The sequence below is a fragment of the Rhizobium sp. TAL182 genome (genome assembly GCF_002117725.1).
GTDB lineage: Bacteria > Pseudomonadota > Alphaproteobacteria > Rhizobiales > Rhizobiaceae > Rhizobium > Rhizobium esperanzae.
Genome location: NZ_CP021024.1, coordinates 1,192,403 through 1,205,403 on the forward strand (window position 1 = coordinate 1,192,403; position 13,001 = coordinate 1,205,403).

Genomic DNA, 13,001 nt, shown 5'->3' on the forward strand with positions numbered 1-13,001 from the left:
GATGAGAGAACGCTATTGCCGCGTCTGCGGCGTGGCACGCACTCGACAGGTGGCCGCACAATTGCCTGCCGGCGCAGATCCTGGCGCGGTCGGATCTGCCGGCGCCGCATTTCGTCAGCGACAGCATCGAGATCCAGTCGATGCATGACGGCCGGCATTACACCTCGAAGGCCAAGCTTCGTTCCGCCTATCGGGAAGCCGGGGTGGTCGAGATCGGCAATGAGACGCCGCAGGCGATCGAAAAACCCAAAGCGGACCGGAAGGCGATCCGCAACGAACTGCGGCGGGTCCACGCCGAATACAACGCCTGACGCATGTCGCCCGGAAGTGTGCAGCGGTTCCGGGATAACGACATGCACAAAGGATGAAGCGGGCATCAATCCCCGAAATAGGAACTTTCCCCATGGATATGGAAGACTTCAACGAGGCCGGTAACGGCGGCGACGATTTTGACTCGTCCGGCGATAAGCCGGTCAGCATCCGCGACAGCCTGCAGGCGGCGATCGACACCGTCGACGGCAATGGACCGGGCGATCTTGCGGCCCAGCCGCGCGACGGCGAAAACGGCCGTTTCCTCGCCAAGGGGCAGGGGCAGGCCGGCGTCGACCGGCAGCAGACGCCACAGGCACAGAGCCGGGTGCAGGGCGACGAACAGCCGGCCGCCATGGCCAACCGGGTTCCGCCCGGCTGGTCGGCGGAGGCCAAGGCGCAGTTTTCAAGCCTGCCGAGCGAAGTGCAGGCGGCGATTGCCAAGCGGGAGCAGGAGGTCGATCGCGGCTTCCGCGTCCTGCAGGATTACAAGGGGCTCGAAGAATTCACCCCGATCGTCCGCCAGGCCGGCATGACCCATGCCGATGTCATGCGCCGGGCGATCGACTGGGAAAACGCGCTGATCCGCGATCCCGTCAACACCGTGCTTCATGTCGCCAAGGTGGCCGGGGTTAATCTTCACGCCCTGGTCAACGGCCGGGCAGGGGAGGCCCTGCAGCGACACGAGCAGGCAGCGCCGCAACCTCGGCCGATCAATGTCGAGGCCACGGTCGAACATGTTTTGCGCAAGAGAGACACCGAAACTCAGGTCGATGCCTTTCTTTCCGATCCGGCCAATGCGCATGCCGAAGACGTTCTCGACGACATGGTTGCCCTCATCAATGCGGGGCGGGCATCGACGCTTCAGGACGCCTACGACGCCGCATGCTGGATGCGACCAGACATTCGCCAGCAGTTGATCAGCCAGACTGCGCCGGCCTTAGTCCGAGAACAGCATGCCCAGAGGGTCGCAGCGGCAGATCAAGCCCGCCGCGCCTCGCGATCCATCTCTGGCTCTTCCGCCCCGGGCCCGACCCGCGATGCGGCAAGAGGCCAGCCCACCTCCATCCGCGACTCGCTGCGCGACGCCATGCGTTTTTCGCGCGGCCAAGTCTGATCACAGGCCAAGTCTGATCAAAGGAATGATCGATGCCCATTTCGCCCAACCTCTCTGAAATCGTCACCACGACGCTGCGCAACCGCAGCGGCACGGTCGCCGACGACGTGACGAAGAACAACGGTCTTCTCACTCGTCTCAACAGCCGCGGCCGCAAGAAGCCCGTCTCCGGCGGCCGCACCATCGTCCAGGAACTGCAGTATCAAGAGAATAGTACCTTCAAGCGCTATTCCGGTTACGACATCCTGAACGTCCAGCCCTCCGACGTCATCACCGCCGCCGAATACGACCTGAAGCAGGCCGCGGTCGCCGTCTCCATGTCCGGCCTCGAACAGCTGCAGAATTCCGGCGAGGATGCGATCCTCGACCTGCTCGAGCAGCGCATCGAGAACGCCGAAACGACGCTGAAGAACAACATCGCGCTCGACTGCTATTCCGACGGCACGGCCGATGGCGGCCGGCAGATCGGCGGCCTGCAGCTGTTGATCTCGACCTCGCCGACATCGGGCACGGTCGGCGGCATCTCGCGCGCCACCTGGGGTTTCTGGCGCAACCAGAAATTCTCGGCCTCGGCCGATGGCGGCGCGGCCGCCACCAACGCCAACATCCAGAGCTATATGAACCGGCTCTACATGTCCTGCGTGCGCGGTTCCGACGCGCCCGATCTCGTCGTCGCCGACAACAACTTCTTCCGCCTCTACTGGGAATCGCTGCAGGCAATCCAGCGCATCACCTCCGCCGACAAGGGCATGGCCGGCTTCCAGTCGCTGCAGTACATGGGCGCCGACGTGATCTTCGACGGCGGCTTCGGCGGCGGCGCGCCTGCCAACCAGATGTTCTTCCTCAACACCAAATACCTGTTCTACCGCCCGCATCGCGACCGCGACATGGCCCCGATCGGTGACGAACGCATGAACACCAATCAGGATGCCTTCGTGCAGCTGATGGGCTTTGCCGGCAACCTCACCATGAACAACGCCTTCCTGCAGGGCGTGCTGTTCGCCTGATCGAACGAAAGGATCAACATCCATGACCATCGCAATTTCCCAGACCGATCGTCTTGGCGCGAACCCGTTCGTCGTCGAAGGCCCGATCGTTGCCGGCTCCGGGATTCCGGGGCCGAACTTCGCCCTCGGCGCAGTCGCCGGCGGCGAGCGCGAATCCGAATGGGTCTATTGCCAGCTGGTGCTGGCGTCGCTGACGACCCTGCAGCCGGGCCAATGGTTTCAGTGGAGCCGGGATTATGTCGCTTCGCTGCTGACCACGGCCGCCGCCGTCGTCGGCCAGCGCTGCGGCGTCTTCTCCGGTGCGGCCCAGCCGCCGACGCTGACCGGCGGCCCGGTGGGCGCCGTGACGCTTCAGCCCGGCACCTATTACATCTGGCTGCAGCGCAATGGCCAGGCGCCGTCGCAGGTGGCGAGCGCAACGGCGGCCCTCGTCGTTGCCGAAACCACCACCACCGCAGGCCAGGCGAGCGCCCCGGCCTCCGCCACCGTCGGCACCAAGGCGATCGCCAACGTCAACTTCGCCGCCGCCAACCAGACGTTTACGGCCAACACCGTCAACGGCTCCAGCGTTTTGACCGGTTTCGCCGGTCTCAGCGCCGGTTCCGGCCCGTTCATCGGCGCGGCCGTCGCCGGCACGGGGATTGCAGGCGGCACGACGATTTCGGGCATCACCTACAGCCCGAACGGCGTCGTCCAGGCCATCACGCTCTCGGCCAATGCTACGGCCAACGGCACGGGTATCACCATTACGGCGACGGGCGTGCTCGAGGCGACGCTGATGCGGCCGTTTCTGTCGAAGGTGAACTAAAGCAATCGGCGGGCGTTTCGGCGCCCGCCATGGCTACTTTTCAACGCTTGCACACTTCTCTTCCGTCATGCTCGGGCTTGTCCCGAGCATCTGCTGCCGGTCGATGCGTAGCAGATCCTCGGCACAAGGCCTGGGATGACTAGGAGGGGATGCTTCCCCCGCCGACACCTCTTTTCCCCGCCATCAACAGCGAGACCAGCACATGCCCGACAACACCGGAATCTACGCCTCCTTCAGCCTCGAACCGGTCGAGCAGACCTTCCTGACCGAGAAGGAAGGCCGGCCGATCTTTGCCGACAAGGAATTCGTCCGCATCTTCATCGCAGGCGACAAGCACACCGAAGTCTACCGCGAGGTGACGGACAACGACAAACAGCGTTTTGCCGACGCCTATAAGCGCTTCAAGGACGGCGCTGCCGCCCGCGAGCAGCTGACCGGCACGCCGCTTGCGCAATGGCCCTATCTGAAGCCCAGCCAGATCAAGGAGCTGGAGGCGGTCAATATCTATACCGTCGAGCAGTTGGCGGCGCTCTCCGATACCGCCAAGCAGAAGATCGGCATGGGCGCCAACGAGCTGACCGCCGCCGCCCGCGCCTATCTGGCGACCGCCGAAAACTCCAGCGCCGCTTCCGCCTTTGCTGCCGAAAACGAGCGGCTGAAGGACGAGGTGAGCCGTCTGCAGGCGCAGATGAAGGAGATGGCCGCGCGCTTCGAGGCACTCGAAAGCGAGAGCGGCAGCAAGTCCCGCGGTCGCGCGGCCGCCTGAAGAGGCGCTAAAGCAAGCCGCCCCCTCATCCGCCTGCCGGCACCTTCTCCCTGCTGGGGCGAAGGGGTTATGCCGCGAGGTCTCGATTCCCTCTTCTCCCCAGCGGGGAGAAGGTGCCCGTAGGGCGGATGAGGGGGCGACACGGCACAACCATTAAGCAAATTCACCTTACGCCCACAGCACTGCTCTGAACCGGAGACCCCGCATGTCGCTCCTGACCATCATTCAGAACGTCTGCGCGGAGATCGACCTCGATCCGCCGACGGCCGTCATGTCCTCGGCGGATCCGCAGATCATGCAGCTGCGCATCCTCTCCACCCGCGCCGGCCGCGACCTGATGCGGGCCCATGACTGGTCGGCGCTGATGGTGCGGCGGCAATTCCAGGCGACCGGCGCCAACCCGGAGCCGGACGAGCCGCCCGGTGACTGGGACCGTTTCGCCGCCAATGCGCGGATCTGGAACGTCTCCCGCCTGTGGGCCCTCAACGGCCCGGTGGAGCCGCAGAGCTGGCAGCGCCAGGCCATCCTCAACGCCAACCCGGTGCCGCAGATCTGGCGCATGGCGGGCGGCAGGCTCGACATCTATCCGAACGTTGCCGGCGAGACGATCGAATATGCCTATGTCTCCGGCTTCTGGGTGGCGGTGAATGGCGGCGCCACCGCGGCCGGCAACTGGGCCAACGACACCGACACGGCGCTCTTTCCCGAAGAGCTTCTCGAACTCTCGCTGATCTGGCGCTGGAAGCGGGCCAAGGGCCTCGATTACGGCGAGGAGCTCGCCAGCTTCGAACGATCCAAGGAAGCCGCGATCGGCGCCGACCGCGCCGCTGGGCCTGTCGACCTCTCGCTGCCGGCGAGGGGACAAAGCCCTGAAAATTATTGGCCCGGCACGATCACGGTGACGCCATGACCCGCAGACCTGTCCCCCCGAACGGCCGCACCCGCCGCGTTTCGCCCGGCATAGACTGGATCGCGCCGATCGGCGGCTGGCGAACCGATGTCGAGATGGCCGATATGCCCGAGGATGCCGCCTTCCAGCTCGACAATTTCTTTCCCGAGGCAAACAGGGTGCGCGCCCGCTACGGTTTCCTCGCCTTTTCCACCGGCCTCGGCGCCGATGTGCAGACGGTCATTCCCTATTCCGGCGTGAGCAACCGGCTGTTTGCCGCCGCCGGCGACAAGATCTTCGACGTGACGGTGGGCGGTGCGGCCGGCGCGCCCGTCGTCTCGGGCCTGGCGAGCGCCCATTGGTCGGTGCAGCAATATACCAATCCGGCCGGCCAGGAATTCCTGCGCCTTGTCAACGGCCTCGACACGCCGCTGATCTTCAACGGCACCTCCTGGACGAACAATTTCCTGGTGGGCACGGCAGCACTCGCCACCCAGAATGTCGCGGTGCGCAACACGGCCTATACGCTGAGCTTCTTCGGCACCGGCTCGGTCACGCTTTCGGGCGCCTTCTCGGGCAGCTTGAACGGGACCGGCGCCGGCAACCGGGTGTCGCTCTCCTTCACGCCGGCGGCCGGCACGCTTGTCGTCACCGTCACGGGAACGGTCACCAATGCGCAGCTCGAAAAGGGCTCGGCCGCAACGCCCTATGTCGCCTCGACGATGATCACAGGCATATCCGACGCCTCGCTGCTTGCCGCCGTCACCGCCTATCGCTCGCGCCTGTGGTTCATCGAGAAGAACTCGACCAATGTCTGGTATCTCGCGACCGACGCCGTCAGCGGCGCGGCGACGGTGCTGCCGGTCGGCGGCACGATGAAATACGGCGGCACGCTGGTGGCGATCAATGTCTGGACGATCCCGGTGTCGACAGGCCTGCAGCAGTGCCTGGTGCTGATCTCCTCGGAGGGCGAGGCGATCGTCTTCCAGGGCTCCGATCCTTCGAACGCGGCGAATTGGGGCCTGATCGGCACCTTCAAGCTCGGCCGGCCGCTCGGCAGCGACCGCTGCCTGCTGTCGGTCGGCGCCGATCTGGCGATCATGACCACCGACGGCATCGTGCCGATCACCAAGGCGGTGCAGCTCGACCGCGGCGCCACCAGCCTCGGCGCCATTACCGCCAGGATCGGCCCGACATGGCGCGCGACCGTGGCGGCGACCGGAACCACCTCTGAGGAGTGGCAGCTTTCGAGCTTTCCGGCGCGGCAGATGGCGATCGTCAACCTGCCGTCTTCCTACGGCCCCTATCAATATGTGATGAACACCGAGACCGGCGCCTGGTGCCGCTTCGTCGGCATGCCCGCCTCCTGCTGGGCGACCTGGCAGGACCGGCTGTTCTTCGGCGCCGCCGACGGCACGCTTTACGAGGCGGAGGTCGGGGCCAACGACAATGGCGCGGCGATCGACGCGCTGATGGTCGGCGCCTGGAGCCGATATGGCGACGGGCTCTCGACCAAGCTTTCCAAGCTGATCGGGGTGACGGCCGAGATCGGCGTTTCGACGCTGATGTATGGCGGCATTTCGGTCGACTACCAGACCAAGGTGCCGACAGCACTGCTGTCGTCGGTCGAGAACAGTGCGGCGGCGAAATGGGGAACGGCGGTCTGGGGTGTTTCGAAATTCCCCGGCATCTCGCTGGTGCGCAAATTCGCCTCCGCCGGCGGCGCCGGTTCGGCCTTGGCGCCGACAATCCGGGCGCTGATCTCCGGCTCGTCGGGCTCCGTCTCGGAAGCCGCCGTCGTCGGCGGCTCGGTGCTTTACGAGAGGGGCGCGCCGATTTGATCGTCTCAGAACCCGGCGCCGAAATCGCCGCCTGGGTGGGCGCCAGGATCGGCGTCACCTTTCACCCGCCCTACACCACGCTTGCCCAGGTCGACCGCGGTCGGATTCTCGCCGGCTTCGTCTTCAACGTTTGGACCGAGCACGATATCGAGATCTCGCTTGCCGCCGACCGGCTGTCGCTGACGCTGATGCGCGCCGTCTCCGACTATGTCTTCAACCAGCTCGGCTGCCGCCGCGTCACCTGCCGCACCCGCGCCGACAACATCAGCGCCCAGAGACTGCTCGCCAGAGTCGGTGCTGAGCCGGAGGGCCGCCAGCGCGGCTATTTCGGCGATTGCGACGGCCTGCTTTACGCCATCATGAAGGAGGATTTTCCCTATGGTCTCCACGCCAAAGGCGCCTAAGGCGCCTGATCCGACCCAGACCGCGGCGGCGCAGACCGCCACCAACGTCGACACCGCCATCGCCAATGCGGGGCTCAGCCACACAAACCAGTATACGCCCGACGGCTCGCTGGAATACAAGGTCAGCGGCTATCAGACGATGACCGACCAGAACGGCAAGACCTACAAGCTGCCGACCTATTCCGCCTATCAGACCTATTCGCCCGAGAACCAGGCGATCTACGACCAGACGCAGCAGACGCAGCTCGGCCTTGCCAGGCTCGCCAACGACCAGACCGCCAAGGTCTCCGGCATCCTCGGCACCAATGTCGACCTCAGCGCCGGCAATGTCGACAAATATGTCAACGATCACTGGCGCTCCGGCTTCGACAATCAATGGAACCGCGACCAGGCGAGCCTCGAACAGAGCCTCGCCGATAAGGGAATCGCCATGGGCTCGGCGGCTTACGACAACGCCATGCGCGATTTCTCCACCCGCAAGCAGGCCGCCTCCGACCAATATCTCGGCGATATGTATTCCAATGCGCAGAATTCGATCCTGACCGAGCGCAACCAACCGCTGAACGAGATTTCGGCACTGATGTCCGGCTCGCAGGTGCACCAGCCGAGCTACGTCAACACGCCGACGACTGAGCTGCCCACCGTCGATCAGGCCGGGCTGATCAACGAGAACTTCAATCAGAAGATGGGCCTCTACAACCAGCAGCTCGCCCAGTCGAACGCCGCCTTGGGCGGCCTCTTCGGCCTCGGCGGCTCGCTGCTCGGCGGCTGGGCAATGAAATCCGACCGGCGGCTGAAGCAAGACATCAGCCGCGTCGGCACGCTGGATAACGGCCTGCCGGTCTACGCATTCCGCTACAAGGAGGGCGGCCCGATTCAGATCGGCCTGATGTCCGACGATGTGCGCAAGATTCACCCCGACGCGGTGTTCGAACATGCCGACGGCTTCGACCGCGTCGATTACGAAAGGGCATTGGCATGAGGGGTTTCCTCTTCGGCGGCGATACCGGCAAGACACAAAATAAGATCAGCGACGAGCGCAAGCGGCTGGCCTATGCCATGCTGCTGCAGGGCATGGAGACGAGCCCGGTGCAATCGCCGTGGCAAGGGGCGGCGCGTCTCGTCCAGGCCCTGATGGGCGGGCTGGCGCTCAGGCAGGAGGATAAGGAGCAGCGTGCGGGTGCGGCTGAAGCTCCCCCACCGATCATCTCCTCCGACGAAGCATTCGATCGCAATGACAAGCTCAACCCGGCCGGTGCCACTCCCGTAGGGTCAGGACAAGCGAAAGCGGTAACTCCGCCGGTCGCTGCCTCGGTCGTTCCGAGACAACAGGCTACCCCTGTCGCCATTGCCGGGACCACGCCTTCGCGCATGCGCAAAACACCGAACGGCACCTTGTGGAGCATTGAACAGTAATGGCGACAATCCAGGTTAATGGCCAGAATTTGACCGTCGACGACAGCTTTTTGAGCCTCTCTCCGGACGACCAGAGTCTTCTGGTTGATAAGCTATTGCGGAGCCTCCCTCAGCCCACAGATAGCGCCCCTCCACCTGTAGACAAGAGTCATATCGGCCAACTTTGGCCGATCAGCCGGGACCGCGACGGGAACAGATATTTCGATAGCGACGCCGGCATTCTGGGGATGGCAAAACGCGCCTTCATGCTTCCGGGTGACGTCTACAGCGGCAAGGTACAGATGTTTGGCCCGGATGGCAGGCCGACCATGGAGGGCATTGGCCGCTCGTTGGAATTTGCGTCGATCTTCACACCGGTAACGCCGGGGCTTCGCTCAGGAGAGGCGATCGTCCCAGGCGTGAGCAAGAGTTTGCGAAAGCCAGATAAGCTGGAGCCGCCATCCGGCGACGCTCTCCATGCCGAAGCAAATCGCAACTTCGAGATGATGCGTGACAGTCGTGTTGATTACTCAGCCGATGCCGTAAAAACAATGGCAGAGGCAGCCAAAACGAAGCTCGAAAAAGAGGGTTTCGACGCAGACATCGCCGGGAAGACTCATAAAATTCTCGCCAAGCTCTCCACTCCTCCGGAAGACAGCTTCGCGAGCATCGAGGGATTGGACGCAGCCCGCAAGACGTTCGAAAAAATAGTCCAAAACGTCAAAGATCCGAACGATCAAGCTGCAGCGTCGCGAGTTATTCGAGAATTGGACGAGTTCATTGAGGCTGCCGATCCGGCGACGGTCGTTGCCGGAAAGGCCACTGACGCGGCCGACGCCCTTAAGGCTGCAAGCGGCAATTCCGCAGCCGCAAAGCGTTCCGATATCCTGAACGGGACTGACAGATCCCCAGATTCCCGCGCTGTACCGCATAATTCGGCCGAGAATGGTGCCGATGCGATTCGTCAACGTGTGGCCTCGACGCTTCTTCAGGACCAGGAGATGTTCGGTTTTTCTCCCGAAGAATTGGCAGCGCTCAAAACCATTGCCGAGGGAAGCGCGGCCCAGAACGTCACGCGTCGGATAGGAAAATTTCTGGAGGGCGGAAGCGGTATGGCCAGGATGCTGGGGGCAGCGGCCGGCGGCGCCGCGGCAGCGGTGGCGAGCAAGACTGGCGGCGCCGGAGCCACCGCCAGCGGCGCGGCTGTGGGTGCTTTGGTCCCGACGGTCCTGGGCCAGGGCAGTAAGGAACTGTCGAATATCCTGACATGGCGGGCGTTGTCTGCCGCTGATCGAATGGTTCGGCAGCGTTCCCCGCTTTACGAGGCCACGCTGAATGCGGCGCCGAAGGAAGTCGTCCGCCAACCGAAGGCGGAGGCACTCGTAAGAGCTTTATTGCTTTCTCAGCAGCCGCAGCAGCAAAATGGCGGGGGTGGGTGGTGATGGGGCTATCCCCGCATATCTTCCCACAAAATGGCAACCCCCAATGCCATCACGCTTATCGGCATGGCCCAAATAATCATTTTGACCGGTTGGCTGGCATACAGGAACATGTAACCGCCGACTGATGCACCGCCAATCGCCATCATCGTCCCCAGTGTCATCGATATGAATTTCCTCATCAAAAATCTTTCCTGAGCGCTTGGGAGCCTGTGGAGTTCATAATGGCAGCCACCCGCAGGCGATCTGCATTGGGATGGCCATCGGCAGCAATGTTGCGAGCGTCATTATCAAACCAAGTGCGCCGCCCAAGAGTCAATTCCCGGGGCCCTTTTTGTTTGGAGATTCTCAGGGACAGGTCATCGACCCCGCGCCCTGAATGCGCTGACCACCGACTTCGGAATCGAAATCACCAACTTGCTGCCGCGCGACGGCTCGGCACCGATGGCCGCGCCGGAATAAACAGGCCACCTCGAAATAAGAGACTTGTTAGTACCTTAAATTGAGATCACGCAGAGGTAAAACTATTGGTGGCGGGGCGCCCGTTAGTGCTGTAGACGGTCAGTTTGTCCTCGACTGTCACTTGCCAATATTTGAAACGCAGGTCTTTATGCTCAAACGTCTCGTCAAAAAGGTTCTACCTGGTTCCGCAGTTGTAGCCGTAAATCACTGGCGGATGCGTGAGAGGTTATACAAATCATGGAACCAAGCAGCGACGGCGGCTCCCGCGTATGGGGATAAGCATCTGACAGCATTCCGGATAGAACGGTCGCGCCAGTTAGTTGGTCAGGAAGAATCCTATGTCCAACTTCCTGCGGATCTCCTGCCGGCTATGGATGTTCCGTCCGGCCGATTCGTTGATTTCGGCGGATCCGCTGGGGAGTTCTGCGCCGTTTTGCGCAAGCAGTTCCCAGCCTGGTCATTCACAATCGTGGAGACAAAATCCATGGCGGAGGCCGCGAAGGCCCTGAGGCCGGGGCTATCGTACTCTGACCAGTTGCCGGCCGAGTTTGACGTATTCTACAGCAGCGGGACGCTTCAATACCTTTCCGATCCGGAACAATTGTGGCGCGAGGCTCTGAGCAGGACAACTCGTTACGCTTATTTGGCGCGGAATGCCTTCTCGAACAGAAAACTTTTCACCGTTCAGTCGTCCCGGCTTTTCGATAATGGCGCCGGCCCGGTTCCTGAAGGATTCGACAACATAGAGATACGTTATCCGCACCAGACCATTTCAGAAGCATCATTAAGGGGAATTGCCGATGAGATGGGCTTCGACCTCGCTGCTCGCTTTGAAGGCCGCAACAGTGGCGTGATCGGTACCCGCGCGGACGTCTATGGAGCCGACCTCTTGTTCAAGAGACGATAGGCCGACGCAGTTTAGAAAGAAAGAAAGCCTAAAACAGGCGGTCTCTTTCGAGTCGTCTTTTCCCCGTTGGCGATCTCAACAACGGAGAAATTCAAGTGCAGGGAAGCGACTATATCCACGATCCTGAGGTGGCAGATCTAGACTGTCGATCTGCCGGGTTGATCAACCCGCGCAAAATGCGGCCGCCCATCAATCCTGTAGAGCTACACACACCCAAATGGCCTCGCAATCCGCGGGGCCATTTTCTTTTGGAGAAGACCAATGCCCAGAAACCCATCGACCGGCGTCTATTCGAAGCCAGCCGGCACGACCCCTGCTGTCGGCCAGGTCATCGACCCGGCACCCTGGAATGCGCTGACCACCGACCTCGGCAACGAAATCACCAACTCGCTGCCGCGCGACGGCTCGGCGCCGATGACCGCGCCACTCAAAGCGGCAAGCGGCACGGTTTCGGCGCCCGGCATCGGCTTCGCCACCAACCCCCAGACCGGCCTTTATCTGAAGGGCGGCGGGCTCTTGGGGTTCACGCAGAACGGCGTCGACGTCGGATTCGACAAGGCATTGGTTTATGCGGCGAAGTCAGGCGATTACACGGCGCTTGCGTCCGACGACAATGCGGTCCATCGCTTCACCCAGGCCGCGACGCTCACGCTCAGCACGGCGGCAGCGCTCGGCGCAAACTGGCACTATTGCGTCATTGCCGATGGTGGTGACGTGACGATTGATCCCACAGGCTCGGAGACGATCGACGGCGCGGCCACGCTTGTCCTCAAGAACGGCTATAGCGTCAACATCATATGTTCCGGTGCCGCCTTCTTCACCAATAAGCTCGCGGCCAGGATCGAGAGTAAAGCCGACAGTTCGGCTGTGGGCGATTTCGTCGTCGGCCTAATCCTTTCCAACAACGGCGCGAGCCCGAACACCCATATCGACTTCACCTCCGGCTCGGCCAGGTCGGGGTCGAGTTTCGTTTCCAGCCCAGCGGCGTTCACCAAGAGGGTGACGGGAACATTTGCGGCCGGAACGGGCTCCGGCGGCCTCGATGCCGGTGCCGTCGCAGCAAATGCGACATACTTCGCATATGCCTTACGCAAGGACGCCGATCTGTCTTTCGACGTGGTTTTCTCGACCTCGCCAATCATCGGCGGCATCACTACGACACTGCTTACCGGCTATACGATCGTGAAATGCATCGGCGTCGTGCTAACAGATGGAAGTTCGAACATTCGGCCATTTGTTCTGTATCCACGTGACGAATATACCTTTGTGACGCCGGTCAAGGATGCTGCCAATGCCGCTATCTCTACAACCTCGACATTCCTGGCACTGACAGTGCCGAATGGAGCGCGGGTGAAGGCAAAATTGAGATTCCAGTATACTTCCTCCGCCACGACGGCCGCCGCGCTTTTTTCAGATCCCTCACAGGGAATACTGGCTGCAAGCATCGGCAATGACGGTGGCAACGTCGGCTCTGTCCAGGTCGCCGGCAACTATGCCATCGGCTCAGCGGATATATGGACAAACACGAACAAGCAAATCCGCCAAGTCGCGGGCGCAGCCGGCAATATATGGATGTGGACCGATGGCTTCTGTTTCCCGTGTGGGAGGGCTGCATAGTGCCTTTTGCAATTCCGGCTAACGCTTCGCCAGGCCGATC

The 13,001-nt window shown here is 62.4% G+C and carries 13 protein-coding genes and 1 pseudogene; 13 read left to right on the plus strand and 1 reads right to left on the minus strand.

Translation table 11 applies throughout. The features are described 5' to 3' along the window. Position 1: 1 nt before the first annotated feature. The 11 genes and pseudogenes from Tal182_RS06085 (at position 2) to Tal182_RS06135 (ending at position 9,978) form a co-directional block, all read left to right on the plus strand. Positions 2-311 (plus strand): annotated as a pseudogene (locus tag Tal182_RS06085) (hypothetical protein). Between the two features lie 92 nt (positions 312-403). Then, complete coding sequence (locus tag Tal182_RS06090; RefSeq protein ID WP_085858627.1) at positions 404-1,426, plus strand: hypothetical protein; 1,023 nt, start codon at positions 404-406, stop codon at positions 1,424-1,426. A 32-nt stretch (positions 1,427-1,458) separates the two neighbouring features. Continuing rightward, on the plus strand, positions 1,459-2,433 hold the full coding sequence (locus Tal182_RS06095) for a phage major capsid protein (protein ID WP_064681819.1): 975 nt from the start codon (positions 1,459-1,461) through the stop codon (positions 2,431-2,433). A gap of 22 nt (positions 2,434-2,455) precedes the next feature. Continuing rightward, positions 2,456-3,241 (plus strand): hypothetical protein, encoded by a 786-nt coding sequence (locus Tal182_RS06100; protein WP_085858629.1) that lies wholly within the window; start codon positions 2,456-2,458, stop codon positions 3,239-3,241. 202 nt (positions 3,242-3,443) lie between these two features. Further along, positions 3,444-4,007, plus strand: a complete 564-nt coding sequence (locus Tal182_RS06105; RefSeq protein ID WP_085858631.1) for a hypothetical protein — start codon at positions 3,444-3,446, stop codon at positions 4,005-4,007. A gap of 205 nt (positions 4,008-4,212) precedes the next feature. After that, positions 4,213-4,917 (plus strand): hypothetical protein, encoded by a 705-nt coding sequence (locus tag Tal182_RS06110; protein WP_085858633.1) that lies wholly within the window; start codon positions 4,213-4,215, stop codon positions 4,915-4,917. Beyond that, entirely contained in the window at positions 4,914-6,737 is a 1,824-nt protein-coding gene (locus Tal182_RS06115; protein ID WP_085858635.1) for a hypothetical protein, read from the plus strand. Before Tal182_RS06110 ends, Tal182_RS06115 begins: the two co-directional genes overlap by 4 nt. Continuing rightward, on the plus strand, positions 6,734-7,141 hold the full coding sequence (locus Tal182_RS06120) for a GNAT family protein (RefSeq protein ID WP_085858637.1): 408 nt from the start codon (positions 6,734-6,736) through the stop codon (positions 7,139-7,141). Before Tal182_RS06115 ends, Tal182_RS06120 begins: the two co-directional genes overlap by 4 nt. Beyond that, positions 7,116-8,123, plus strand: a complete 1,008-nt coding sequence (locus Tal182_RS06125) for a tail fiber domain-containing protein (protein WP_085858639.1) — start codon at positions 7,116-7,118, stop codon at positions 8,121-8,123. Before Tal182_RS06120 ends, Tal182_RS06125 begins: the two co-directional genes overlap by 26 nt. After that, positions 8,120-8,557, plus strand: a complete 438-nt coding sequence (locus Tal182_RS32645) for a hypothetical protein (RefSeq protein ID WP_245344824.1) — start codon at positions 8,120-8,122, stop codon at positions 8,555-8,557. The genes Tal182_RS06125 and Tal182_RS32645 overlap by 4 nt, the downstream gene beginning before the upstream one ends. Further along, entirely contained in the window at positions 8,557-9,978 is a 1,422-nt protein-coding gene (locus Tal182_RS06135; protein ID WP_085858641.1) for a hypothetical protein, read from the plus strand. The genes Tal182_RS32645 and Tal182_RS06135 overlap by 1 nt, the downstream gene beginning before the upstream one ends. Before the next feature lie 5 nt (positions 9,979-9,983). On the opposite strand, the gene Tal182_RS32140 is transcribed toward Tal182_RS06135, so the two are convergent. Beyond that, the gene (locus Tal182_RS32140; RefSeq protein WP_164517766.1) at positions 9,984-10,157 is read right to left on the minus strand and encodes a hypothetical protein; all 174 of its coding nucleotides are present in this window, start codon (positions 10,155-10,157) and stop codon (positions 9,984-9,986) included. Between the two features lie 428 nt (positions 10,158-10,585). Here Tal182_RS32140 and Tal182_RS06140 point away from each other — a divergent pair, with 428 nt between their 5' ends. Both Tal182_RS06140 and Tal182_RS06145 read left to right on the plus strand, forming a co-directional pair. Further along, positions 10,586-11,344 carry a hypothetical protein gene (locus tag Tal182_RS06140; protein ID WP_085858642.1) on the plus strand — a complete coding sequence of 253 codons (759 nt, stop codon included), beginning with the start codon at positions 10,586-10,588 and terminating at the stop codon, positions 11,342-11,344. A 261-nt stretch (positions 11,345-11,605) separates the two neighbouring features. Beyond that, the gene (locus Tal182_RS06145; RefSeq protein WP_085858644.1) at positions 11,606-12,961 is read left to right on the plus strand and encodes a hypothetical protein; all 1,356 of its coding nucleotides are present in this window, start codon (positions 11,606-11,608) and stop codon (positions 12,959-12,961) included. The last annotated feature ends 40 nt before the right edge of the window (positions 12,962-13,001 follow it).

What these genes read in the sequence shown, in the direction of transcription:
- Tal182_RS06090 (WP_085858627.1), top strand. Translation starts at nt 404, where the DNA reads ATGGATATGGAAGACTTCAACGAGGCCGGTAACGGCGGCGACGATTTT.
- Tal182_RS06095 (WP_064681819.1), top strand. Translation starts at nt 1,459, where the DNA reads ATGCCCATTTCGCCCAACCTCTCTGAAATCGTCACCACGACGCTGCGC.
- Tal182_RS06100 (WP_085858629.1), top strand. Translation starts at nt 2,456, where the DNA reads ATGACCATCGCAATTTCCCAGACCGATCGTCTTGGCGCGAACCCGTTC.
- Tal182_RS06105 (WP_085858631.1), top strand. Translation starts at nt 3,444, where the DNA reads ATGCCCGACAACACCGGAATCTACGCCTCCTTCAGCCTCGAACCGGTC.
- Tal182_RS06110 (WP_085858633.1), top strand. Translation starts at nt 4,213, where the DNA reads ATGTCGCTCCTGACCATCATTCAGAACGTCTGCGCGGAGATCGACCTC.
- Tal182_RS06115 (WP_085858635.1), top strand. Translation starts at nt 4,914, where the DNA reads ATGACCCGCAGACCTGTCCCCCCGAACGGCCGCACCCGCCGCGTTTCG.
- Tal182_RS06125 (WP_085858639.1), top strand. Translation starts at nt 7,116, where the DNA reads ATGGTCTCCACGCCAAAGGCGCCTAAGGCGCCTGATCCGACCCAGACC.
- Tal182_RS32645 (WP_245344824.1), top strand. Translation starts at nt 8,120, where the DNA reads ATGAGGGGTTTCCTCTTCGGCGGCGATACCGGCAAGACACAAAATAAG.
- Tal182_RS06135 (WP_085858641.1), top strand. Translation starts at nt 8,557, where the DNA reads ATGGCGACAATCCAGGTTAATGGCCAGAATTTGACCGTCGACGACAGC.
- Tal182_RS32140 (WP_164517766.1), bottom strand. Translation starts at nt 10,157, where the DNA reads ATGAGGAAATTCATATCGATGACACTGGGGACGATGATGGCGATTGGC.
- Tal182_RS06140 (WP_085858642.1), top strand. Translation starts at nt 10,586, where the DNA reads ATGCTCAAACGTCTCGTCAAAAAGGTTCTACCTGGTTCCGCAGTTGTA.
- Tal182_RS06145 (WP_085858644.1), top strand. Translation starts at nt 11,606, where the DNA reads ATGCCCAGAAACCCATCGACCGGCGTCTATTCGAAGCCAGCCGGCACG.